This is a genomic window from Pseudoxanthomonas sp. F11 (genome assembly GCF_037046485.1).
GTDB lineage: Bacteria > Pseudomonadota > Gammaproteobacteria > Xanthomonadales > Xanthomonadaceae > Pseudoxanthomonas_A.
On the sequence record NZ_JBANLZ010000002.1, the window covers coordinates 646020 to 669856 of the forward strand.

At 66.8% G+C, this 23837-nt stretch carries 19 protein-coding genes and 1 pseudogene; 10 read left to right on the plus strand and 10 right to left on the minus strand.

What is annotated here, in order from left to right; translation table 11 throughout:
- Window positions 1–12 precede the first annotated feature (12 nt).
- Window positions 13–1413, minus strand: coding sequence for a sigma-54 dependent transcriptional regulator (locus V8246_RS08815; protein WP_336188806.1), 1401 nt, complete (start codon window positions 1411–1413; stop codon window positions 13–15).
- Window positions 1414–1606: 193 nt separating this feature from the next.
- On the minus strand, window positions 1607–3229 hold the full coding sequence (locus tag V8246_RS08820; protein WP_336188807.1) for an ATP-binding protein: 1623 nt from the start codon (window positions 3227–3229) through the stop codon (window positions 1607–1609).
- A 200-nt stretch (window positions 3230–3429) separates the two neighbouring features.
- On the opposite strand from V8246_RS08820, the gene sucC reads away from it, so the two are divergent.
- From sucC to V8246_RS08855, 7 genes are all read left to right on the plus strand, one after another.
- Entirely contained in the window at window positions 3430–4599 is a 1170-nt protein-coding gene (sucC, locus tag V8246_RS08825) for an ADP-forming succinate--CoA ligase subunit beta (protein WP_185896918.1), read from the plus strand.
- A gap of 24 nt (window positions 4600–4623) precedes the next feature.
- Window positions 4624–5502 carry a succinate--CoA ligase subunit alpha gene (gene sucD / locus V8246_RS08830; protein WP_185896917.1) on the plus strand — a complete coding sequence of 293 codons (879 nt, stop codon included), beginning with the start codon at window positions 4624–4626 and terminating at the stop codon, window positions 5500–5502.
- Window positions 5503–5623: 121 nt separating this feature from the next.
- Window positions 5624–6199: a sigma-70 family RNA polymerase sigma factor gene (locus V8246_RS08835; protein WP_260619043.1), complete on the plus strand. Its 576-nt coding sequence runs from the start codon at window positions 5624–5626 to the stop codon at window positions 6197–6199.
- Window positions 6196–6678: a hypothetical protein gene (locus V8246_RS08840; RefSeq protein ID WP_336188808.1), complete on the plus strand. Its 483-nt coding sequence runs from the start codon at window positions 6196–6198 to the stop codon at window positions 6676–6678. Before V8246_RS08835 ends, V8246_RS08840 begins: the two co-directional genes overlap by 4 nt.
- A 10-nt stretch (window positions 6679–6688) precedes the next feature.
- Window positions 6689–7582 carry a DUF4097 family beta strand repeat-containing protein gene (locus V8246_RS08845; RefSeq protein WP_336188809.1) on the plus strand — a complete coding sequence of 298 codons (894 nt, stop codon included), beginning with the start codon at window positions 6689–6691 and terminating at the stop codon, window positions 7580–7582.
- 316 nt (window positions 7583–7898) lie between these two features.
- Complete coding sequence (locus tag V8246_RS08850; RefSeq protein WP_336188810.1) at window positions 7899–10478, plus strand: TonB-dependent receptor; 2580 nt, start codon at window positions 7899–7901, stop codon at window positions 10476–10478.
- 124 nt (window positions 10479–10602) lie between these two features.
- Window positions 10603–11583, plus strand: a complete 981-nt coding sequence (locus V8246_RS08855; RefSeq protein WP_336188811.1) for a class I SAM-dependent methyltransferase — start codon at window positions 10603–10605, stop codon at window positions 11581–11583.
- Here V8246_RS08855 and V8246_RS08860 read toward each other — a convergent pair.
- From V8246_RS08860 to V8246_RS08875, 4 genes and pseudogenes are all read right to left on the minus strand, one after another.
- Window positions 11514–13367: a sulfotransferase gene (locus V8246_RS08860; RefSeq protein ID WP_336188812.1), complete on the minus strand. Its 1854-nt coding sequence runs from the start codon at window positions 13365–13367 to the stop codon at window positions 11514–11516. The two genes, V8246_RS08855 and V8246_RS08860, sit on opposite strands and share 70 nt — an antisense overlap.
- 112 nt (window positions 13368–13479) lie before the next feature.
- A complete protein-coding gene (locus V8246_RS08865) occupies window positions 13480–14343 on the minus strand; it encodes a hypothetical protein (protein WP_260619042.1) in 864 nt (287 codons plus the stop codon).
- Between the two features lie 190 nt (window positions 14344–14533).
- Window positions 14534–15355 (minus strand): annotated as a pseudogene (locus V8246_RS08870) (Hsp33 family molecular chaperone HslO); the annotation flags it as partial.
- Window positions 15352–16659: an aspartyl/asparaginyl beta-hydroxylase domain-containing protein gene (locus V8246_RS08875; RefSeq protein WP_336188813.1), complete on the minus strand. Its 1308-nt coding sequence runs from the start codon at window positions 16657–16659 to the stop codon at window positions 15352–15354. The gene V8246_RS08875 and the pseudogene V8246_RS08870, both read right to left, overlap by 4 nt.
- 66 nt (window positions 16660–16725) lie before the next feature.
- On the opposite strand from V8246_RS08875, the gene mtgA reads away from it, so the two are divergent.
- From mtgA to V8246_RS08890, 3 genes are read left to right on the plus strand one after another with little or no spacing between them, the layout of a single operon-like run.
- Window positions 16726–17505: a monofunctional biosynthetic peptidoglycan transglycosylase gene (mtgA, locus tag V8246_RS08880; protein WP_336188814.1), complete on the plus strand. Its 780-nt coding sequence runs from the start codon at window positions 16726–16728 to the stop codon at window positions 17503–17505.
- The gene (locus V8246_RS08885) at window positions 17502–18542 is read left to right on the plus strand and encodes a glycosyltransferase family 2 protein (protein WP_336188815.1); all 1041 of its coding nucleotides are present in this window, start codon (window positions 17502–17504) and stop codon (window positions 18540–18542) included. Before mtgA ends, V8246_RS08885 begins: the two co-directional genes overlap by 4 nt.
- The gene (locus tag V8246_RS08890; RefSeq protein WP_336188816.1) at window positions 18502–18930 is read left to right on the plus strand and encodes a CBS domain-containing protein; all 429 of its coding nucleotides are present in this window, start codon (window positions 18502–18504) and stop codon (window positions 18928–18930) included. The genes V8246_RS08885 and V8246_RS08890 overlap by 41 nt, the downstream gene beginning before the upstream one ends.
- 9 nt (window positions 18931–18939) lie before the next feature.
- On the opposite strand, the gene V8246_RS08895 is transcribed toward V8246_RS08890, so the two are convergent.
- From V8246_RS08895 to V8246_RS08910, 4 genes are all read right to left on the minus strand, one after another.
- On the minus strand, window positions 18940–20883 hold the full coding sequence (locus V8246_RS08895) for an AsmA family protein (protein WP_336188817.1): 1944 nt from the start codon (window positions 20881–20883) through the stop codon (window positions 18940–18942).
- An 88-nt stretch (window positions 20884–20971) separates the two neighbouring features.
- Window positions 20972–21667 carry a hemolysin III family protein gene (locus V8246_RS08900; RefSeq protein ID WP_185896905.1) on the minus strand — a complete coding sequence of 232 codons (696 nt, stop codon included), beginning with the start codon at window positions 21665–21667 and terminating at the stop codon, window positions 20972–20974.
- A gap of 108 nt (window positions 21668–21775) precedes the next feature.
- Complete coding sequence (locus tag V8246_RS08905) at window positions 21776–22018, minus strand: hypothetical protein (protein WP_185896904.1); 243 nt, start codon at window positions 22016–22018, stop codon at window positions 21776–21778.
- Between the two features lie 141 nt (window positions 22019–22159).
- On the minus strand, window positions 22160–23776 hold the full coding sequence (locus V8246_RS08910; protein ID WP_185896903.1) for a peptide chain release factor 3: 1617 nt from the start codon (window positions 23774–23776) through the stop codon (window positions 22160–22162).
- Between the last annotated feature and the right edge of the window lie 61 nt (window positions 23777–23837).

A 23837-nucleotide genomic window follows, 5' to 3' on the forward strand; every position in this document is an offset into this window, starting at 1 on the left:
GCGACAGCTGGCCTACTCCATCCCCAGCTTCTTCAGCTTGTAGCGCAAGGCGCGGAAGGTGATGCCCAGCTGGGCCGCCGCCTTGGTCTTGTTCCAGCGGTTCTCTTCCAGGGCCTTCTGGATGGCCGCGCGCTCCAACTGCTCGATGTAGTCGGGCAGGGCACCCGCGGCCGGGTCCACGTCGACGGCGCCGGGCGCGTCGCGCACCACTTCGCCGGGGTTGAAATCGCCGCCGAACTTCCTGCCGGCCGGGGCCTGCGGCAGGTACAGGTCGTCGATCTCGATGCTGTGGCCCTCGGACATGGCCAGCGCGCGTTCCAGGATGTTCTCCAGCTCGCGCACATTGCCCGGGAACGGATAGCGGCCCAGCGCCTCCATCGCTTCCGGCGACACCGACGGCGCCATGCGCCCATGCTGGGCCGCCAGGCGATCCAGGATGGCGCTTGTCAGCTGCGCCAGATCGCCGGTGCGCTCGCGCAGCGGCGGCACGCGCAGCTCGATGACGTTGATGCGGTAGTACAGGTCGTGGCGGAAGCGGCCATCGGCCGCCAGCTCGCCCAGGTCCTTGTGCGTGGCCGACAGGATGCGCACGTCCACCTGCACCTCGCCGGAGGCGCCGACCGGACGCACCGCCTTCTCCTGGATGGCGCGCAGCAGCTTCACCTGCATGGGCAGCGGCAACTCGGCCACCTCGTCCAGGAACAGCGTGCCGCCGTTGGCCGCCTGGAACAGGCCCTGCTTGTCGGCATGCGCGCCGGTGAAGCTGCCCTTCTTGTGGCCGAAGAACTCGCTTTCCATCAGCTCGGCCGGAATGGCGCCGCAGTTGACCGGCACGAAGGGGCCGGACGCACGTGCGCCCTGCTCGTGGATGGTGCGGGCCACCAGCTCCTTGCCGGTGCCGGACTCGCCCATGATGTAGACCGGTGCCTGGCTGCGCGCCACCTTGGCGATGGTGTCGCGCAGCGCCTCCATTGCCGCCGAGCCGCCCAGCAGGCGGCTGGCCTGTTCCGGCGGCGGTGGGGGCGGCGGTGCGCGGTCGGTGTTGTTCAGTTCCAGCGCATGCTTCACCAGGCCACGCAGCACGGCCAGGTCCACTGGCTTGCTGACGAAATCGAAGGCGCCGGCCTTCAGCGCCTCCACGGCCAGCTCGATGTTGCCGAAGGCGGTGATCATCGCCACCGGCGTATTCGGATAGTTGCGCGCGATCTCGCCGACCAGGTCGATGCCGTTGCCGTCGGGCAGGCGCATGTCGGTGAAGCACAGGTCGTAGGTGTTGCGGGCCAGCAGTTCGCGGGCTTCGCCCACGTTGGCGGCGGTGTCGATGCGCAGGCCCATGCGGCCCAGCGTCAGTGTCAGCAATTCTCGGATGTCGCGTTCGTCGTCGACGATCAGGGCGCTACGGCTTTGATTCATGCATTCCCCCTCATGCCCCTGTGCCGGCAGTGTACCGAGGGAATGTGAAACATGGTAGGCGAGGCCCCGACAGGATGCCCGCGACCCGAGAGGTTTGCAGGAGCGGGCCATGCCCGCGATGCTTTTCCCGGATGGCCTCCCGGCAAAAGCATCGCGCCCATGGGGCGCTCCTACAAAAGCGGCTTCTGCATGACTATGCCGGCAGCAGGGCGCTTGGTCCGGGCAGGGTGACGCGGAAGCAGCTGCCCCCGCCGGGGACCGGCACGTACTCCAGCGTGGCCTGATTGGCGCGACACAGCTCGCGAGCGATGTACAGGCCCAGTCCGGTGCCGTGTTCGGAGGTAGTGAAGAACGGCCGGAACAGCTGCGCGGCCACTGCCTCGGGAATGCCGGGGCCCCGGTCCATCACGTCGAGGGTGGGCCGCCCCTCGGCATTGAACACGCGCACGCGGATGCGCGCGGATTCGCCCGGCAGGCGGCCGTAGTTCAGCGCGTTCTGCACCAGCACCGTCACGATCTGCTGCAGGTGTCGCGGATCCACCAGGGCCGGTACCGGTTTGGCGCCGATGATGGGTTCCAGCGTATCGGTCTCGATGGACAGCGTCTGCTGGTATTCGTCGACGAAGCGGCGCGCGAAAGTGTTTAGGTCCACGTGCTCGGGCGTGGCGCGTTCGCGCCGGGCCAGCCCCAGTACGCTCTCGACGATGCCGTTGGTGCGCTGGCACTGCTGGTGGATGATCTGCAGCAGCCGGCGGTCGCCATCGGTGATCTGCTGGGATTCCTCCAGCAGCTGCACGGCATAGTTGATCGCCGCCAGCGGGTTGCGGATCTCGTGCGCCAGGCTGGCCGAAAACCGGCCCAGGGCGGCCAGGGTCAGCGACTCCGCGCGCCGCGACACCACGGTGGCGTCGTCCAGGAAGATCAGCGAGGTCTCGCTGTCGGCCAGCAGGCGGGCGAAGCGCGGCTGCACTTCGGGCTGCTCCGGCGACAGCTGCAGGGGCGTCTCGTCGGTCTGCCAGCCGTTGCGCCAGCGTTGCAGGCGGCGGGCCAGTTCGGGCGCCGCGTGCAGCAGCGACGCGCCCCTGCCATCGGCCCCCGGGCCATCCGCACCTTCGCCCAGCAGCAGGCTGGCGGCCTCGTTGGCCAGCTTGATGTGGTTGTCGGCATCCACCACCAGCACCCCGGTGCGCATGCGGCGGATGATCAGTTCGTTGACCTCGAACAGGTTGGCGACTTCCTCGCCGCGCTTGTCCGCCAGTGCCTGGCTCGCCCGCGCCTTCAGTCCCGCCTGGTGCGCCAGATAGGCCAGCGCCAGGTAGCTGACCGCGAACATGATGACTTCGGCCACCGAACGGCCGTTGCTGTTGTCGTGGAACGTCGTGAAGAAGTACTCGCCGAACAGCGCCACGATGGCCAAGGCCGCCACCGTCAGCGCCATCCGCGTGGACGGCAGCAGCAGCGCCGCGGCGGACACGTTGAACAGCAGCATCATGGCGATGCCGGCCGTGGCGCCGGGCAGGGCATGGGTGGCCAGGGTGGCGGCGGCCACGTCGATGCACACGCTGGCGAAGACGATCCAGGTGAGCCAGCGGACGCTGCGGCCGATGAAGAACAGCACCAGGGCCAGGCTCAGGTAGCCGAGGGTGACCGCGGTCCCCAGCTCGGGGTGCCGGGGCTGGCCCAGCACCTCCCCAAGCGGGCTGAACATCAGCGCCGCCAGGATGCCGGCTTCCAGCAGGCGGTACAGCGCGAAGAAATACAGTTCGCGGCGCGGCACCGATTCGATGCGGGACAGGAGCGACTGGGCTTGGCGCAAACGCTTACTTCCCCTTAAGCGAGGCCGACAGTATAGGCATGTCACGCTCCGCCGGACCCCGCCCGGCCTTTTCCACCAAAGACTTAGGCTCCGGGTTTTGCGCCCCCCGGCCGGGTCGGCGACAATAGGGGGCTCGCCCAGCCGCCGCCTCCCTGGCCCCGGCCCGGGCGGTGTCTTCTGTTCCCTACCCACGGTGACGCATGAATTTCCACGAATATCAGGCCAAGCAGCTGCTGGCCGAGTACGGCATCCCGGTCCCGGCCGGCAAAGTCGCCGCCACGGCGGACGAAGCGGTCGCGGCCGCGCAGTCCCTCGGCAACGGCCCCTGGATGGTCAAGGCCCAGATCCATGCGGGCGGCCGCGGCAAGGCCGGCGGCGTCAAGTTCTGCAAGACCGTCGATGACGTGAAGGCGGCCGCCGGCAAGATGCTGGGCACCAAGATGGCCACCTACCAGACCGCCGGCGTCGAGCTGCCGGTCAACCTGGTGCTGGTGACCACCGCCGGCGAGATCGTCAAGGAGCTGTACCTGTCGGTGCTGGTCGACCGTGGCACCCGCACCATCACCTACATCGCCTCGTCCGAAGGTGGCGTGGAGATCGAGCAGGTCGCGGCCGAGACGCCGGACAAGATCCACACGCTCAACGTCGATTTCGTCGAAGGCGTGCAGCCGTACCAGGGCCGCGAGTTCGGCTTCAAGATGGGCCTGACCGCCAAGCAGGCGGGCCAGTTCGCCAGCATCATGGTCAACCTGTACCGCATCTTCAACGAGAAGGACCTGGCGCTGGTCGAGATCAACCCGCTGGCGATCCTGGACGACGGTAATCTGTACGCGCTGGACGGCAAGTTCAACAGCGACGACAACGCCAGCTTCCGCCACAAGGACCTGGTCGCCATGCGCGACAAGAGCCAGGAAGACGAGACCGAAGTGCTGGCCTCGGAGATGGACATCAACTACGTGACCATGGACGGCAACATCGGCTGCATGGTCAACGGCGCCGGCCTGGCGATGGCCACCATGGACGTCATCAAGCTCAACGGCGGCGAGCCGGCGAACTTCCTGGACGTGGGCGGCGGCGCCAACAAGCAGCGCGTGATCGAAGCCTTCAAGCTGATCCTGTCCTCGGACAAGGTGGAGGGCATCTTCGTCAACATCTTCGGCGGCATCGTCCGCTGCGACATGATCGCCGAGGGCATCATCGCCGCGGTGAAGGAAGTCGGGGTCAAGGTGCCCGTGGTCGTGCGCCTGGAAGGCACCAACGTGGAGGAAGGCAAGCAGCTGCTGCGCGACAGCGGCATGGCCATCATCCCGGCCGACAACATCAACGACGGCGCCAAGAAGGTCGTTGAAGCGGTCAAGGCCGCCGCCTAATCCACGACACCCAAGGAAATCCCAATGTCTGTTCTGATTAACAAGAATACGAAGGTGATCGTGCAGGGCTTCACCGGCCAGCAGGGCACCTTCCATGCCACCCAGATGATCGAGTACGGCACCCAGGTGGTCGGCGGCGTCACCCCGGGCAAGGGCGGCACGACCCACATCGACCTGCCGGTGTTCGACACCGTCGCCGATGCCGTCAAGAGCACCGGCGCCGATGCGTCCGTCATCTACGTGCCGCCGCCGTTCGCGGCCGACGCCATCCTCGAAGCGGCCGCGGCCGGCATCAAGGTCATCGTCTGCATCACCGAGGGCATCCCGGTGCTGGACATGCTGCGCGTGAAGAACGTGCTGACCCGCACCCATCCGGACACCGTGCTGGTCGGGCCGAACTGCCCCGGCGTGATCACCCCGGGCGAATGCAAGATCGGCATCATGCCGGGCCACATCCACATGCCGGGCAAGATCGGCATCGTCTCGCGCTCCGGCACGCTGACCTACGAAGCGGTCAAGCAGACCACTGAAGTGGGCCTGGGCCAGTCGACCTGCATCGGCATCGGCGGCGACCCGATCAACGGCCTGAATTTCGTCGACTGCCTGAAGCTGTTCAACGAAGACCCGCAGACCGAAGGCATCATCATGGTCGGCGAGATCGGTGGCGACGCCGAGGAAGCCGGCGCTGAGTACATCAAGCAGTACGTGAAGAAGCCGGTCGTCGGCTTCATCGCCGGCGCCTCGGCCCCGGCCGGCAAGCGCATGGGCCACGCCGGTGCGATCGCCTCGGGCGGCAAGGGCACGGCCGAAGGCAAGTTCGCGGCGATGGAAGCCGCGGGCGTCACCACCGTCCGTTCGCCGGGCGACCTGGGCGCGGCCATCGCGGCACGTCTGAAGAAGTAAGGCCAGCCTTCATCGGCCGTGTGGAAAGCCGCCCCCGGGCGGCTTTCTGCATTTCGGGAAAGGCCCTCTAAACCTTTCCTCCCGCGGCAGCATCGTAGTCAGTATGCTGAATGCCACCGTCATGGAACCGATCGCCGACAGCACCTCCCCGGATGCGGCCGCCGCCGTGGACAGCGCGTTGGCGCGATCCGCCGCCTCGGGTGACATGCAGGCCTTCGAGGCGCTCTACCGTCGCCACGCCGGTCGCGTGCATGGCGTCATCCAGCGCCTGGTGGGCTTCCATGGCGCGCGTGCCGAAGACCTCACCCAGGAGGCGTTCGTACGGGCCTGGCAGGCGCTGCCGGCCTTCCGGTTCGAGAGCGCCTTCGGCACCTGGCTGCATCGGCTGGCGGTGAACACCGCGCTGATGGAGCTGCGCAGCCGACGCAACGGCCCCCGCTTCGACGAAGACGAGGACGTGCTGGACGGGATCGGCCTGGCCGACAGCGCCGGGCAGGCCACCGCCTTGTCGATGGACCTTGAGCGCGCGGTCGCCACCCTGCCACCGCGCGCCCGTGCCGTGCTGGTGCTGTACGACGTCGAGGGCTGGAAGCACGAAGAAATCGCCGCCGAACTGGGCATGGCGGTAGGCAGTTCGAAAGCCCAGTTGCACCGCGCGCGGCACCTGCTGCGCGAGCGCCTAGGAGTACCTGCATGACCTCTCCCGATCCCATTCCCCCGACCGACGAGGCCCTGCGCTGGCAGCTGCGCGCGCTGCGACAGGACATGCCGCCGACGCGCGACCTGTGGCCCGGCATCGCCGCGCGGCTGGCGACATCGCCCCGGCATCAGGCGCCCGTGCGCCCGCGCCGGCCCTGGACGCCATTCGCACTGGCCGCTTCGGTACTGCTGGCCATCACCGTCACCTGGCAGTTGCAACAGGCGCCGACCGGAGATGCGCTCATCCAGCGCGAAGCCGCCGCGCTGACGCGTGACTACGCTGGCGCGCTGGCGCAGCTCGACCGCCGGGGGGCCGCCCCGCCGGAGATCGTGCCGGCCCTGCATACGCTGGACGAAAGCGCCGCGCAGATCCGCCGCGCCATCGCCACCGAACCCAATGCGCACTTCCTGCTGGACCAGTTGCGCCGTACCTACGCCCGTCGTCTGGAATTGACCCAACGCGCGGCCATGACCTGAGGAGTTCCCCATGCGTACCTCCATCCTTCCCTTGCTCCTGATCACCGTCCTGTTTGCGCCGGCTGCGCTGGCGCAGACGGCCGTCAACGAGACGCGCCCGCTGGATGCCCGCGGGCGCGTGGACATCAGCAACCTCAAGGGTCGCGTCGAGGTGCGCGGCTGGGAACGCAACGAAGTCCAGGTCACCGGCACGCTGGGCAAGGGCGTGGAGAAACTGGACATCGACGGGTCGGGACCCCAGCTGAGCATCGAGGTGCGCTATCCCAAGGGCGGCTGGGGAGGCGATCGGGCCGGGCCCACCGACCTGGTGGTGATGGTGCCCCTGCGCGCCGACCTGGAGATCGAAACGGTCGCCGCCGACGTGCATGTCACCGGCGTGGCGTCGGGCGAGCTTTCCGTCAATACGGTCAGCGGAAGCGTGGTGGCCGCCGCCGCACCGCGGAAGGCGGATGTGGAGACCGTCAGCGGCAATGCCACCCTCACCCTCAACAGCGACGACGTGGGTGTCGCCACCGTCAGCGGCGCCATCCAGCTGCGCGGCCGCCTGGCCGGTGAGATAGATGCGGAAACCGTATCCGGACGCATCCAGGTGGCCGTCAACGGTGAGAAGGTGCGCGACCTCAGCGCCAGCACCGTCAGCGGCCGTGTGGAGGTCAGCACGGCGCTGGCGCCGGGTGGCGAAATCAGCATGGAGTCCGTCAGCGGCGACCTGGTGCTGCACCTGCCGGCGGACGTGTCGGCGCAGGTGAGCGGTGAGAGTTTCAGTGGCCGTCTTAAAGCCACGGGTGTGACCATCGAGAAGCGCCGCGGTCCCGGCAGCAGCTTCTCCACGCGCTATGGCAGCGGCAGCGGTCGCGTCACGGTGGAGACGTTCTCGGGCAGCGCGGAGGTACGCGTCGAGTAGGAGGTCATCCGCACGCGTGACGTCACGGAAGGCCTGCGTCGGCCTGAAACATGAACAGGGAGGGCGCCCGTCGGCGCCCTTCCTGTTTAGGCCTGAATCCGACGGATGGTCGAACGCCTGACGGAAAAAGGTTTCGCAAGTAACTGATTGGGCTGGAAAAAACGGAATTCTTCCAATAAATCATCGGGTTCTTTTCATCGCCGTAAAATTTACGTTATGCTCTGGGCACCAGTCGCGCAGCATTCATGCGTCTGAACCATTGGCCCAGGCCGCGAGGCTTAGGCTTTTCTGTGAACATTTGGAGAGAGAGCCTCTAATGACTAACCTCAAGAAGCTGCCCAACGCGATCAAGTTTGCGTTGTTCGCCAGCGCCGCCTCGCTGGCCACCGGCAATGCCTTCGCCCAGGAAGCCGCCAGCAGCGATACCGAAGCCAAGACCCTGGATCGCATCGAGGTCACCGGCTCCCGCCTGAAGCGCGCCGACATCGAAGGTGCCGTGCCGGTCATCGTGATCGACCGCGCCTCGATCGACGCTACCGGTGACGTGTCCGTCGCCGACGTGCTGCGTGACAGCACCTTCGCGTCCTTCGGTAACTTCAAGCCGCAGTCGGGCAGCTCCGCCCAGTCGCTGGCTTCGGTCGACCTGCGTGGCCTGGGTTCGGGTCGTACGCTGGTGCTGATCGACGGTCGTCGTGCGCCGACCAACCCGATGTCGGCTTCGTCCGGTTCCGACCTCAACGCCATTCCGCTGGCAGCGGTTGAGCGCATCGAGATCCTGTCCGACGGCGCCTCGGCCGTGTACGGTTCCGACGCGATCGGCGGCGTGGTCAACGTCATCCTGCGCAAGGATTTCAACGGCGCCGAGCTGCGTTACGGCGTCGGCCAGACCAAGGTCAAGGGCGGCGATCTGGAAGACGCGTCGGCGGTCTTCGGCATCTCCTCGGACCGCGGCCAGCTGATCGGTGGCGCTTCCAAGTCCAGCCGTGGCATGGTGTTCACGCGTGACCAGATCGGCGGCCAGGCCCTGGGTGTGTCGCTCTACGGCAACAACATCTACAACCCGGAAACCGGTCTGGCGGAAGCCGTCCCGGGCTTCGATTGCACCGGCTCGTTCTGGCTGCAGTCCAACGGTCGCTGCTCGTTCGACTTCAACTCGGTGGCGGCCAACGAGGCCTCGGTGGACAACACCTCGGTGTTCGTGCGCGGCGACTACCAGATCAACGACAAGTGGAACGTCTACATGACGGCCACCACGACCAAGGTCGAGACCTTCGGTCGTTACGCTCCGGTCCCGGGTCTGGTGTGGGCTGAAGAAGGCGATGCCCAGGACTTGTTCGTGGGCGACGGTCTGCGGACCTATTACTACCACCGCTTCGCCGCGGCCGGTAACCGCGACAACTACACCACGACCAACAACTCGGACTTCCTGGTGGGCTTCCAGGGCCAGCTGACCGACTCCATCTCGGTGGACTTCGGTGCGCGCCGTACCAACTACCAGTACGACGAGAACGGCTATGGCTACATCATCCAGAGCCTCGCCAACCAGGCGATCGCGAGTGGCGACTACGTGCTGACCGATCCCTTCGGTGCCAGTCAGGACACCCTGAACAGCTTCACCGCGACGATCGGCCGCAATTCCTACTTCAAGACCAAGGAATTCTACGGCAACGTCTCGTTCGACCTGTTCGAAATGGGCGGTGGCATCTCCAATGCGGTGGTCGGTGCCGAGTACCGTGAAGACCAGTTCGCCGACGTCTACGACTCGCTGTCGCAGGCGGGTGTGGTGCTGGGCTCGTCGGGTGGCGCTTCGGCCGGTACGCGTGACGTCTACTCGGCCTACTTCGAGTGGCTGCTGCCGTTCAGCAGCAGCTTCGACATCACCCTCGCTGGCCGTTACGACAGCTACAGCGACTATGGCAACGACTTCTCGCCGAAGATCGCCGCCCGCTGGCAGCCGCTGGACAACCTGACCCTCCGCGCGTCCTATGGCCAGGGCTTCCGCGCCCCGGGTCTGGACATCCTGAACCAGGCCGATTCGTTCTCCGCCGAGCCGGTGGTGGACCGTCAAACCTGCTTGGCCGCCGGTCTGAACGAGTTCTGCCTGAACTCGGCTGGCCGTCAGGTTCAGCAGCAGGTCGATACCTACTTCATCGCCAATCCGAATCTGGAGTCGGAGCAGTCGACCCAGTGGTCCGCCGGTATCGTGTACGACCCGGTCGACTGGCTGGACCTGAGCCTGGATTACTACAACATCGAGATCGAAAACAGCATCACGGTGCTGGGCGCCCAGGCGATCATCAACCGGGAGCTGGCACCTGAGACCTACGGTCCGGTGCCGGATGGCCTGGGCGTGGTGCGTAACGCGACCAATGGTCGCGTTCTGGAGGTCACTGCCGGCTACCGCAACATCGGCACCCTGGAAACGGATGGCCTGGATTTCCGTGCCAACACCGATTTCGATCTGGGTAACGCCGGTCGCCTGCGCAACAGGCTGACCGTGTCGTACATTAACAAGTACGATGTGATCAACGGCAACTACACCACGGAGTACGCCGGTGAGCACGGTTACCCGGACCTGCGTGCCAACCTGAGCAACGAGTGGACGTTCGGTGACTTCGGTGTCAACTGGGGCATCAACTACATCGGTGACCAGAGCACGGCGGCCACGGTGGTGGGCGGTGTGACCATCGCGCCTGCCCTGCAGGTGGGCGGTTACGCGACCAACGACCTCCAGTTCACCTGGAACGCTCCGTGGAACGCGAAGATCGCTCTTGGCGCGACCAACATCGGCGATCGTTATCCGGAACTGGTGCCGTTCGACGGCCGTCCGTGGAACTTCTACCTGTACGACGCTTATGGTCGTACCGTGTACTTCCGTTACACGCAGACGTTCTGATAGCGGCATGATGTGATGAGGAAGGCCCCGGAAACGGGGCCTTTCCTTTTTGGGGCCCGGTCGGGTTAAGGTCTGCGCTCGCGATAGCGTCCACGTCGTGCCATGCGGATGCAGGGAGTCGTCAATGGTCAGCGAAAATCAAGCGGTGCGCCGGCAGGTATGGGGAGCGTACTGGGCCAGCGGGCGTCTGCATTCCTGCACGAATACGCCCGATCGCAATTACGAGGGTGCAATCGGCGATTTCTGGGGTGGCTTCTTCGCGGCCACGCGCAGCGGTGCGCGCGTCCTCGATTTGGCGACCGGCAACGGGGCGCTGCCGTTGCGGGTGCATCGCACCCTCGAGGGTCGCGCCCGTGTAGATGCCATCGATCTGGCCGCCCTGTCGCCCGCCTGGTACGAGCCGGCCAGGCACACGGAAATCCGGTTTCACGCAGGCATTGGGATGGAGGAACTTCCTTTCGAAGATGCCATGTTCGACGAAGTCGTCAGCCAGTTCGGGTTCGAATATGCGGACCGTCCGCGAGCCCTGTCGGAAGCGTTGCGGGTCGCCGTGCCGGGAGCGCGGCTTGCTTTCGTGATGCACCATGCGGAGTCGGTGCTGGTCGATGTCGGCCGCGAAGAGCTAGGACATCACGCGTGGTTGATCTCAGAGGAAGGTCTGCTGCCGGCGGCGCAGGCCATCGCACCCTGTCTCGCGGCGATCAGGGCGGGGAGTACACCCTCGTCAGCCGCACTCGCGGCGAGGGAGCGGTACAACCGCGCCATGGACGAACTCGCCCGACGGGCATCTGTTTCGAAGGCACCCGATCTGCTGCTGGAGGCACGTCAGCACGTGCATCAGATCATCGCGGCGATGGGTCAGGACGCATCGTTGGCCATCGCGGCGATTGGACGTTATATCCAGGACTTGGAGGGAAGCCGCCTGAGGACCAGCGAGATGGTCAGCCACGCGCTGACGGTGTCCGAGCTCGGTAGCCTGACCGAAGCATGTGAACGACTCAGGCCGGGCATGCGCATCGCGACTGCCGAACTGCGTCAGGCCGAAGGCGTCGTTGCCTGGTCCTGGGTGGCCTGTGCTGCGTCCGATGCCGACCAGACGGGATAGGTGTCCGGCTCCAGCACTTGCAGCAGCGGCGCCAGATGCTCCTGATAGTGCTTCCAGCGTCCGATCGAGCGGGTGTAGATGGGCTGTTTCACCTGCCACCGGCTCGGTGTCTGCACGCCGCGCTCGTTCTTGTGGAACTCCAGGCAGGCTGAATGCCAGGGGAGGCCCGCGAAGTCGACGATCCGGCGCGCCTGCGGCTCTGGACAGGTCGCGAGATCCTCGTACACCAGCTCGAGTATCGGCAGCGACAGTGTGGCCTGCCAATGACGCATGAGCCGCGTCTGGAAGTTGATGTAGTGGCCTATGTCGCCCAGGTCGTTGGCAAGACGTTCGTCCAACGCGAAGTTCTCGCCGTAGACCGACACGGCGATGTCACGGGGATCACGGCGGCACCAGATGACGCGGGCCTGGGGAAACAGCAGTGAGATCAGTCCCAGTTCGTTGAAATTGAGCGGCGCCTTGTCGATCAGGCGCAGTGCATCCGGGGGGGCGCCTCGGGTCGCCGCCCTGAGGTAGCGATCAGCCGCGTCGTCCAGTGCATCGTCGGGGATCTGGTCGATGTTCGCCGGCCAAGTGGCGCCGGGGCCGACGCTCAAGGGAAGGTTGCGTACGATAAGGCCGATATCCGGCAGCTCGCCACAACCGAAGCCGGAGGGATGTGCGGCGAGGATCTGCTCCGTCAGCGTGGTTCCACTGCGTGGCATGCCCACAATGAACAGCGGTCGCGAATCCGGATTGCCGCGCCATCGTTGACGTCGTTGGTCGACGCGCTCGCGCGTCATCGTCCGGATCATCAGGTCTATCTGGCGACGAGTGCCTTCCAGATTGGCTGGCCCGATCATCCGTCTTCTGGCCGTGTTGGCTTCATGCCAGGCCTGCATTGCCTCCGTGTAACGCTTCCGTCCGTCGAACACCTTGCCCAGTTCGTAACCCAGCAGGGCGCGGTCCGGGTCGGGCAATGTCGTATCGCCCAGCATCACGATGGCCAGATCGACGATGGCGTCATCGGCTTTCGCGCGATCAAGACCCAGCAGCCCGCTGAGGGGGAACGCCCAGCCCGGACGAGCCTGCAGGGCCGCCAGATAAGCCTCTCTCGCTGCATCCCGGTCGCCTCGGTCCTCGGCGGTCTGCGCAAGCGCAACCAGCAGATCTCCGGGCTGCTCGACTGTGCGTGCCATCGAGGTGAGGAGATCGAATGCTTGCTGGTGCCGGCCGAGTCGATTGAATGTTTCGGCGAGACGGAGTGCGATCAGGGGGTCGCGTGGCCTGAGTTCACGCAATGCCTCCAGTAGTGGCAGCGCATCATCCGGATAGCCGGCATGGAACTCGGATTCCGCGAGGGTTTCCAGGACGCGTTCGTTGTCGGGCGCCAGCTCCCGCGCACGACGGAGCGGCAAGAGCGCTTCCGAGTGTCGTCCCAGGCGCTGCAGGGTGACGCCCAGCAGGCGCCAGGCTTGAGGATTGTAGGGCTGGGACGGGACGGTGGCGTAGAAATGCTCCAGGGCCACGGCGTGCATGCCCTCGTGCGCCAGCAGACAGGCGTACTGGAAGCGCAGTGGTTTGTCGTTGGGCGCCACCCGTACGGCCCTGTCCATCGACGCAAGCGCCAGTGCGGGTTGGCCGATGCGCATGGCTGCTTGCGCCACCCGCGAATGTATGGAGGCGTCCTGATGCTCCTGCTTGGCGGCAACCTGGATCCAATGCAGCGCGCCGGCGGGATCCCCGGCACGCTCGTGCGCGTTCGCCTTGTCCAGCGCATCAACAGCCGGCGCAATCACTGCCATGGAGTATCGGTGAGGACGGAGAGAGCCATTATCGCCAAATGGCGGCGCCGTGAGTGCGCGAATGGATCCACAGGGATTCCCGGCTGGATGACCGCAGCCTGGTTGCAGTGGATCAGAGGTCCTGCTCGTACCGCACGTAAGGCACGGTGCCTTCGTCGGCGTTCTCGTTGGTCAGCGAGAAGGGATTCTTGCCGCGGGTGATGACGTTCTCCGCGCCGACGGTGAGCTGTCCGCTCCAGGGCGTGCGCCAGGTCAGGCCCACGCCCAGGCCCTCGAACTTGCCGGGCTGGCCGGGCACATCGACGACACGCCCCACGATGTTGGCGCTGAAGGGGCCGTAGCCGCCACCGACGCTCAGGCTGCGGCTGTTCCACCGGTCGGCCAGGGCGGGCAGGTCGGAGGCGGGCACCAGGGTGGCCTTGGCCACGGCGCCGCCGATCGACACGAAACCTTCGCGGCCGATGTTCTTCTGGCCGAACACCGCCAGATCGTTCTGCTCGACGCGCCCCGTGCCGCGGCTGGAGGACAGCCAGGCTGGCAGGGTGTCCCGACCGGTTCCGGCTGAGAGGCCGAGCTTGCCGCCCGGGCGGCTCAGCACGGCCGAAGCGCTCACCCGCTGGCTGGAGGTGTCGTCATCGTCGTCGCCGAGGGTCGCCAGCATGCAGTGGCTGGCCAGATTGCCGATATTGCCGACCACACCGGCCTTGCGGTTGCAGACCAGTCCGAGGGCGTCGCCACTTTCCAGTCCGAATGCGGTGGTCAGCGAATTGCGCCCCAGCCGCCAGCGGGCGCCGGCCTCGGCCTGGCCCGTAGGTTCCAGCAGCAGAACCGCCTCGACCTTGCCGTCGTTGTTCCAGATGGGCAGGGCCGTGGCGTGCGGTTCCGCGGCCGGCTTGCGCGCACTTTTCTGGGCGTGCGCGTCCGCCACCACGCCAGTGGCGAGCAGCAGGGCAAGCGACAGTGAAAGGCTACGCAGGTTCATGGCTGGCTTCAGACTCCTGGGACACCCTGGAGTTCCCCTCCCGAAGGGGAACCGATGCTATGCCGTTTATGATTCTTTAACAAGTCCCCGGGGCGACTTTCCGACCGCCGGATTACTGCAGGCGGGCGGGTGCCTCCATGTCGACCGCCGGATGGTCGAATAGTTCCGCGATCTGGGCCGGGTTGAACCGGTACTGCTGCCCACAAAACTCGCAACGGACTTCGGCCACGCCGTCGGCCAGGGCGGCCGCCGCCTCCTCCTGTCCCAACGACTGCAGCATGCTCGCAACCCGCTCCCGGGAACAAGAGCAGCCGAAGCGAACGGGGCGCTCGGTCAATACCTGCGGCGACTCCTCGTGGAACAGACGGTGCAGGAGGACGGGGACGGATGCCGACAGCAACTCCGCCTCGCCCAGGGTGTCGAACAGGGCGCCGACCCGGTTCCAGCCATCGTCGTCCCCCTCGTCGCCGGGCAGCTTCTGCAGCATCAGGCCGCCGGCCCGGTCCCCGTCGGCCGCCAGCAGCAGGCGGGTCGGCAATTGCTCGGACTGGCGGAAGTAGTCCTCGAAGGCCTCGGCCAGCCGGCTGGCGTCCAGCCCCACCAGGCTCTGGTAGCGCTGCGGTTCGCGTGGGTCCAGCCCCGGGTTCTCGATGGTGATGGCCAGCAGCGCCTCGCGGCCGAGGTCGCGCAGGTCGCGCGGGGCATCCTGCCCTTCGGTCAACTGGACGATGCCGCGCACGGTGCCGGCGGCGGTGCATTCGGCGAACAGGGTGCGCAGGCCCTGTTCGCTCCGGATCTGGATGGATAGCCGCCCGTCCACCTTGGTGTGGCCGGTGAACAGGACGGCCGCCGCGGCCGCCTCTCCGAGCAGTTCGCGTGCCGCCGGGGGGTAGTCGGCGCGCCCGCCGACGGCGTCCCACGTCGCGTCCAGCCGCACGGCTACCCCGCGCACGCCGGCGGCGGGCAGCAGGAATCGGGTCAGGGTGTCGGGGGCATCACTGCTCACAGTTCTCCAAGGTCGGCGCCTTCGCCGTAAAAAGCCATGATGCCCTCCACCGTATGGGCCACCAGGCGCTTTTCCAAGTCGGTGAGCATCGGGTGCCAGATGTCGAAGATCAGGACGACGCGGAGCTGGTCGCTGAAGTTCCAGGCTTCGTGCTGGATCGTGTCGTCGAACAGGACGAGTTCGCCAGGCTTCCACGCATGCGTCTCGCCCCCTACGCGCAGCCCGCAGTCCGGGGGGATGATCAGCGGCAGATGAACTGTCAGTCGGGTATTGGTGGCGCCATTGTGTGGAGGGATGTGTGTACCTGGTTTGAGCGCCGAGAAGAACGCCACCGGTGCGCGGTTGGGCACACGGTTGAGGGGGGCATGCGCGAACAGGGCCGCCTCGGTGCGCAGGCACAGGTCCGCCTGATGATCGATGCGCTGGCCGTTCCGCCACAGGAAGTAGGCGCCCCAGTCCAGCTTGCGGTCGAGGGCGGCGAACTGCCCCATCGGCTCGCCGGCGGGTGTTTGCACGTAAGGCTCGAAGGCGCGCTGCTGCGCCAGTAGGGTTTCCAGTTCGACCAGGATGTCCGGGAAGGCGGCCTCCAGGCGCGGCACCCAGTCGTAGTCCTCGCGATGGAAGAACGGAATCGCGGGCAGGCGCGGGAACGGCAGCATCAACGGCCGCGCGGTAACGAAGGTGCGCCGCCCGGTAAGAATGTCCAGACAATGATCGAACCGCTCCAGTTCGCGCCGTGAACCGCCTTCCAGCGCGCCATGCAGATGGTCCAGCATGAACTCCCGCAACTGCGCCTGGTTGGCGGCAATGGAGGCCTTCGCCTCGCTGACCAGCGCCTGCATGTGGGGCGCCTGGGCGAAGGCGGGCGGCATGTAGGCCATCGCGGCTGACCACGCCGTTGCGGCTTCGCGCTCGCGCCCCAGTTGCTGGAGCAGGCGCGCCTTCTCGGCGTGCGCACCCCATGCGGCAGGCTCCGCCTGGATGGCCTGCTTGATCGCCTCCAATGCCTGCGGCAGGTCGCCACGCGCCGAATGCACGCGTGAGAGGTTGGCGTAGGCCATGGCGGGTTGGTCCGAGACCGTGGCGGCGCGCTGCAATAGCCGCTGCGCCTCGCCCAATTCGCCACGGCTTAGGTAATAGCTGCCCAGTCCATTGAGTGCCGGCGCGACGTCCGGGGACTGCTCCAGCACGCGGCGCCAGCAATCGGCTGCGCGCTCAGGCTGGTTCTGTCTGGACCACGTGCTCGCCTGTTCCAGCAGCGCTTTCAGGGCATCGGAGAGAGCCGCGGGCTGCGGGGTCGTCATGCTGGCGAGACAAGAAGGGGGAACTGGTCCCAGAATAACGAGAAGTGAACACTTGGTGTCGGTAACTTGAATTACGAGATCGAGCCGTCAAAGAAGCCTCGCCGCGCACCCCGCTGGTTCCGCTGGCTGCTCGCCCTGCCGTTCCTGTTCGCGGCTGCGAGCATCCTGCAGGTCGCGGTGCTCCGCTTCGTCGACCCGCCGTTCAGTGCCTTCATGGCGGCCCGTACGCTGGAGGCATGGGGGAGCGGCGATTTCGGGTTCCGGGTGGCCTACGACTGGCGCGACCTGGACAAAATGGCGCCCAGCCTGCCGCTGTCGATGGTGGCGGCGGAAGACCAGAACTTCGCTACCCATCATGGCTTCGACCTGGACGCGATCGAGAAGGCGCGCATCCACAACCGGAAGATGGTCGAGCGGGCCGAAAAGCGGGGCCGCCCGGTCACGCGCCTGCGCGGCGCCAGCACGATCAGCCAGCAGGTCGCCAAGAATCTGCTCCTGTGGCAGGGCAGTCATCGGGTCACGCGCTGGGCGCGCAAGGGCCTGGAGGCCTGGTACACGGTGCTGATCGAAGCACTATGGCCGAAGTCGCGCATCCTGGAGGTGTACGCGAACATCGCCGAGTTCGGCGACGGTGTGTATGGCGGACAGGCGGCCGCGCGCCGCTACTGGGGCAAGGATGCCGCGCGCCTGACGGCGGCCGAGAGCGCGCGCCTGGCGGCGGTGCTTCCATCGCCGCGCCGCTATAGTGCGGCCAATCCCGGCCCTTACGTGCAGCGGCGGGCCAAGCGCATCCAGCGTCAGGTGGCGCAGATCGGCGGCACCGCCTACCTGGAGGCGTTGCGGTGAGCGGCCCCGTTCCGTGGCAGGTCACCGTGGTGGTGGCCGCCTACAACGAAGCGCAGGCGCTGCCGATGCTCCATCCGCGCATCATCGCTGCGCTGGACGCGCTGGACGACGTGCAGGGTCGCGTGCTGTATGTGGACGACGGCAGCCGCGATGCCACCTGGGCCGTATTGCGCACGCTGGCCGCGAACGACCCGCGCGTGTCGGTGCTGCGGTTGTCGCGCAACTTCGGCAAGGAGGCGGCGCTGACCGCGGGCCTGGACCGGGTGGATGCAGGCGCGGCCATCATTCTGGACGCCGATGGGCAGGATCCGCCGGAACTGATCGGCGAGTTCGTGCGCCAATGGCAGGCCGGCTACGACAATGTGCATGGCACGCGTATCGCCCGCGATGGCGAAGGATGGCTGAAGCGGGCCACCGCGCACGCGTTCTACCGGGTGATCGGCCGCCTGTCGAAGACGCCCATCCCGGCCGATACCGGCGACTTCCGCTTGCTGTCGCCGCGGGCGCTGGCGGCGCTGCGCGAACTGCGCGAGCGGCATCGCTTCATGAAGGGACTGTTCGGCTGGGTGGGGTTCAACCAGAAGGCGCTGCCCTACCATCGCCAGGCCCGCGTGGCGGGCAACAGCAGCTTCGGCTTCTGGAAGCTGTGGAACTTCGCGCTGGAAGGCATCACCAGTTTCACCACGGCGCCCTTGCGCGTGGCGACCTATCTGGGCGTGATCACCGCGCTGCTGGCGTTCGCCTTCGCGCTTTACGTGGTCGCCAAGGCGCTGCTGTTCGGCGATCCGGTGGCGGGCTGGCCGACCATGATGACCGTCATCCTGTTCCTGGGCGGCGTGCAACTGGTGGCGCTGGGCCTGATCGGCGAGTACCTGGGGCGGCTGTACGAAGAATCCAAGCAGCGGCCCCTGTACCTGGTGGATACGTGGCATCCCGCGACGGCAGGAGTATCCTTGCCTTCGCCAGATCGACCCGTTCCCCATTCCGGAGATCGCCATGCGCACGGTTCGTCAGTTGCTGGGGTCCAAGACTCCTGAGATCTTCGCCGTTTCCCCCGACGCCTCCGTCCTCGACGCCATCAGGCTGATGGCCGAAAAGGGCGTGGGCGCCGTCCTGGCCATGCAGGGCTCACGCCTGTGCGGCATCGTGTCCGAGCGCGACTACGCGCGGAAAGTCGTGCTCCAGGGCCGCTCGTCGTCCAATACGCCGGTGCGCGACATCATGACCGCGAAGGTCGTTACCGTCGGTCCGGACGACAGCGTGGACCACTGCATGCAGGTCGTCACCGAACACCGCATCCGCCACCTGCCCGTGGCGGAAGGCGACACCGTCATCGGCGTCATCTCCATCGGCGACCTGGTGAAGGCGGTCATCGAAGACCAGAAGGTCGAACTGGACCAGCTGCAGCGCTACATCGCCAGCTGACGCCGTCCGTCATTTCGCGTACTGGCCACCGCACGCGCTGTCCTGGCCGGGTCCCGGCTCGATCGTGGCCAGCAACGCGGCCGGCGGCGCGATGCTGCCCAGTGCCAGCGCCGTGGCGCCCCGCAGGCCGAGCCGCTTGAAATCGGGGCGAAACGAGGGATCCTTGAAGGTGCCGTCCACCACCAGCGGCGAGCGCAGGGCCAGGATGCTGCGATCCTTCGGTCGCGGCCTCAGTTCCAGGTCCAGCGTCTCGTCCTTCAGGCTGACCTTGCCCTTGCCGACGATGATCGTGTCGGCGGTGTCGAAGGCGAGGGTACGTGCCTGCATCACGCCGTTCTCGACCGCGAAATCCCCGAACGCGCAGCGCACGGCCACGGTGCGGTCCTGGGTCAGCATGAACTTGAGTGCTTCGGCGATATCCAGCCCGGCCAGTTCCATCAGCAGGTTGCTGACCTGGCCACGCCCCATTCCCAGCATCACCTCGCCATCGGCGGTTCCCAGGATGCCGGCGACCGAATTGCCGGTCCCGGCCAGTGACGCGTTGCCGCCGACGCGCCCGATCGCGCTCTGCGTCAGTTGCGCGGTGGGAAACAGCTCGCCCAGGTCCAGGCCGCGCACCGCGATGTCGGCCTTCGTACGGATCACGTCGCTGCGCGCATCCATGCGGACCGTCGAGCGGATGTCGCCTTCTGCGACGCCGAAGTTCAGTGGCTCCAGCCGCAGTAGCCCGGCTTCCAGAAGCAGGTGCGCGTCCATGTCCTCGATGGGCAGCGTGGGCGCGTTGATGCGGTGCGCCTTCCAGCGCACGTCGGCATCCATCGCACGCAGCTTGGCCAGGTCGTACGGCGTGTCGGGCAGCACGCGCGCATCCGCCGCAAGCGCGGCTGCTTTCGCGCGCTGTTGTGCATTGGCCGCTTCCTCGCCGCCCGTCTGTGGCGGCGCGCCCACGAAGCCGGCAAGATCGTCGAAATCCAGCCGCTTGGACACGAGATTGGCCTCCAGCAGGGGGCGCTTTCGGCCCACGGTGACCGCGGCCGAGCCGCCGAGATCGCTGTCGCCGACGAGGCCGGTGAAATCGTCGTAGCGCCACGTATCACTGTCCCGGCTGAAGCGGCCATCCAGGCGGTAGGGGGGCGTGGACGGCATTGCGACGCCGATCAGCGGAAACAGGTCTTCCATATCCTGTCCGGCGAGCCGCAGGCGCAGGTCGAAGTCGCGCAGGCGGAACGGGTCGAGCAGCGTGCCGCGCGCGTGCGCGCGGGTCGGGCCCGCGGTGGCGCGCAAGTCGATGCGGTACGGCTTGTCCGTCTGCCGCAGCGCCAGCGGTGATTCCACCCGGCCCGCGACGGTGAGGGCGTTGCCCGCCCACCGGCCCTTGCCCTTGAGGTCGACGGGCGAGGCCGAGCCGTCGCCTGTGCTGACGCTGTCCAGGGTGATGTCGAAGTTCGTACGCCGGCGCGGATCGAGGAACACCAGGCGTCCTTCATCGACCCACAGGCCGGTGTAGCTGAACCGGCTTTTGCCCTCGCGTTCGCCGAAGATCCAGTTGCCGCGTCCGTCGGGACCGATCTCCAGCCGCAGCCGCGGTCGTGTCAGGCGTATCGCCTCGAGCCGGATCTCGCCGCTGAGCAAGGGCCACAGACGCACATCCAGCTCCGCACGGTCGGCGGAGGCCATCGTGCGCGACGGAGACCAGTCCGCGTTGCCGAAGCGCAGCGCATCCGCGCGGATCGTCGTCACGCGCCCAAGGTCGACATCCAGATCGCCGGCGATGTCGAAACTGCGTCCCGTCTGCCATGCCACGAGGCGCTCGACGGGGCCACGCAACCAGTTCCACTGGAACAGCACGGCCAGCACCACCAGCAACGCGGCCAGCGCGCCAAAGACGATCGCGCGCGTCAGCGTCAGGGACTGCAAGACAGAGCGGCGGCGGGAGCGGTACGCGTCGTCCATGGCGTGCATGGTTGGACGCGCGGTGTTCAGGCCCCGCGAAACGCGGCCTCAGCGGTTCACGCGAGGGACACGAACGTGCAGGGGGCGTCTACGACGCCAGCCGCGGCATGAGGATCTGCTGGGTCACCGCCACGAAATGGCAGACGCTGCCGCCGAGCACGAACAGGTGCCAGATCGCGTGCGAATAGCGGATCGATTCGCGGTGATAGAAGAACGTGCCCAGCGTGTAGAACAGGCCGCCGGCCAACATCCAGCCCAGCGTCACCGGATCGACGGCGTTCAGCAGCGGCTTGACTGCCACGATCACCAGCCAGCCCATCGCGATGTAGATGGCGGTGGAAAGCACCTTGAAGCGGCCGGTGTAGAACAGCTTGAAGATCACGCCGGCGATGGCCAGCGTCCAGATGGCGGTGAACAGGCCCCAGCCCCAGGGTCCGCGCAGCCCGATCAGGGTGAACGGCGTATAGGTGCCGGCAATGAGCAGGTAGATGGCGCAGTGGTCGAAGACCTTCAGCCGCCCCTTCGCCACCGGATGCTGGATGGCGTGATACAGCGTGGAGGCGGTGTACAGCAGCAGCAGGGTCACGCCGAAGACGATGGAAGCGCCCAACTGCCAACCGTCGCCGTAGATCGCGGCGAGGGTGATCAGGACGGCGCCGCCGGCCAGTGCGGCGACGGCGCCCAGGCCGTGCGTCAGCGCGCTGGCGATCTCGTCGCGCAGGTCGATCAGGTGGTCGGCCCGTTTGCGGGCGCGCAGGGCGTGGAAAGAGGTCTGTTCACTCATGCCGTCACGTTACCGCAACGCAGCACGCCGTGCATCGGCCCTGCGGCGGCCGGTCAGCCGGCAGCGGGCTGCCGGATGTCCCGGCAGTCCGCTGCCCGCCCGCCGCAATCAGATCGCGACGCCGCCGCTCAGCGCCGCCATGTCGGGGCGGAACACCAGGCAGAGCACCAGGCCGGCCAGGAACATGATCAGCGGGATCTTGTTCTCGGCGAAGTTCTTGATGCCGTAATAGATCGTGTAGAAACCGCAGATGAAACAGAAGACAGCCGCCAGCGCACCATCCTTCTTCGCCGCGTTTACCGTCATCCAGATCGCACCCGCCAACAGCAGTAACGCCCCCAGAAAATACATGGACATCTCCCCTTGACGCCGCCGGATGGCGGCTCGAGAAGCCTATCGGATCACCCTGGCGGGCGGAATGTCGCGAGGGGATGGACGGGCGGAACGTAACCCGCAAGACGCGGCCTGCGGGTCTGTTCCCTGGCAGCGCGGTCAGCCCAGGTCGACGCTGTGCGCATGCTCGCGGGTGGCCAGGAACTGCACGTCCGGGGCGCGCTCCTGGGCCAGCTGCAGGTTCACGCGCGTCGGCGCCAGATAGACCAGCTGGCCGGCGGCGTCCAGCGCCAGGTTCATGGCGTTCTTGTCGCGGAACTCTTCCAGCTTCTTCGCGTTGTCGCAGCGGATCCACCGCGCAGTAGCGACGCCGACATTCTCGAACGACGCGTCCACGCCGTATTCGTCCTTCAGCCGGTAGGCCACCACGTCGAACTGCAGCACGCCCACCGCGCCGAGGATCAGGTCGTTGCTCATCAGCGGGCGGAAGAACTGCGTGGCGCCTTCCTCGGACAGCTGCGCCAGACCCTTCTGCAGCTGCTTGAGCTTGAGCGGGTCGCGCAGGCGCGCGCGGCGGAACAGTTCCGGCGCGAAGTTGGGGATGCCGGTGAACGACAGCGCCTCGCCCTCGGTGAAGGTGTCGCCGATGGAAATGGTGCCGTGGTTGTGGATGCCGATGACATCGCCCGGATAGGCCTCGGCGGCGATTTCGCGGTCGCTGGCCATGAACGTCAGGGCGTTGGCCAGCTTCATCTCCTTGCCGCTGCGCACGTGGAAGGTCTTCATGCCGGCCTCGAAACGGCCCGAGCACACGCGCATGAAGGCCACGCGGTCGCGGTGCTGCGGGTCCATGTTGGCCTGGATCTTGAAGACGAAGCCCGTCAGCTTGCCCTCGTCCGGCTGCACCTTGCGGCCGGTGGTCTCGCGCGCCTGCGGCGAAGGCGCGTGCTCGACGAAGAAATCCAGCAGCGGCTGCACGCCGAAGTTGTTGACGCCCGAGCCGAAGAACACCGGCGTCTGCCTGCCGTCCAGGTAGGCCTGCTTGTCGAAGGGATGGCTGGCGCCCTGCACCAGTTCCAGTTCGTCGCGCAGTGCGGACAGCATCTCCGTGCCGATCTTCTCCTCCAGCCCCGGCGCGTCCAGCGAGGGGAAGATGGTGGAATCCTGGCGGGTGAAGTTGCGGCCTGGTTCGTACAGGTGCACTTCGCCGGTGATCAGGTGCACCACGCCCTTCAGGCGCTGGCCCATGCCGATCGGCCAGGTGACCGGCGCGCACTGGATGCCCAGCACGCTTTCGACTTCGTCCAGCAGCTCGATCGGGTCCTTGCCCTCGCGGTCCAGCTTGTTGATGAAGGTCATGATGGGCGTGTCGCGCAGGCGGCAGACTTCCATCAGCTTGATGGTGCGTTCTTCCACGCCCTTGGCCACGTCGATGACCATCAGCGCGCTGTCCACCGCGGTCAGCACGCGGTAGGTGTCCTCGCCGAAGTCGGCGTGGCCCGGCGTGTCCAGCAGGTTGACGATCTTGCCCTCGTAGGGGAACTGCATCACCGACGACGTCACCGAGATGCCGCGCTCCTTCTCCAGCGCCATCCAGTCCGAGGTCGCGTGGCGCGCGGCCTTGCGGCCCTTCACCGAGCCGGCCATCTGGATGGCGCCGCCGAACAGCAGCAGCTTTTCCGTCAGCGTGGTCTTGCCGGCGTCGGGGTGGGAGATGATGGCGAAGGTGCGGCGGCGGCTGGCCTCGTGGGCCACGGCGCTGTTCGGATCGGACATGGGGCGGGCGCCCGGACGGGCGCGGAAGAAGCGGGAAGGGCGCGATTATACCGGCTGCCGG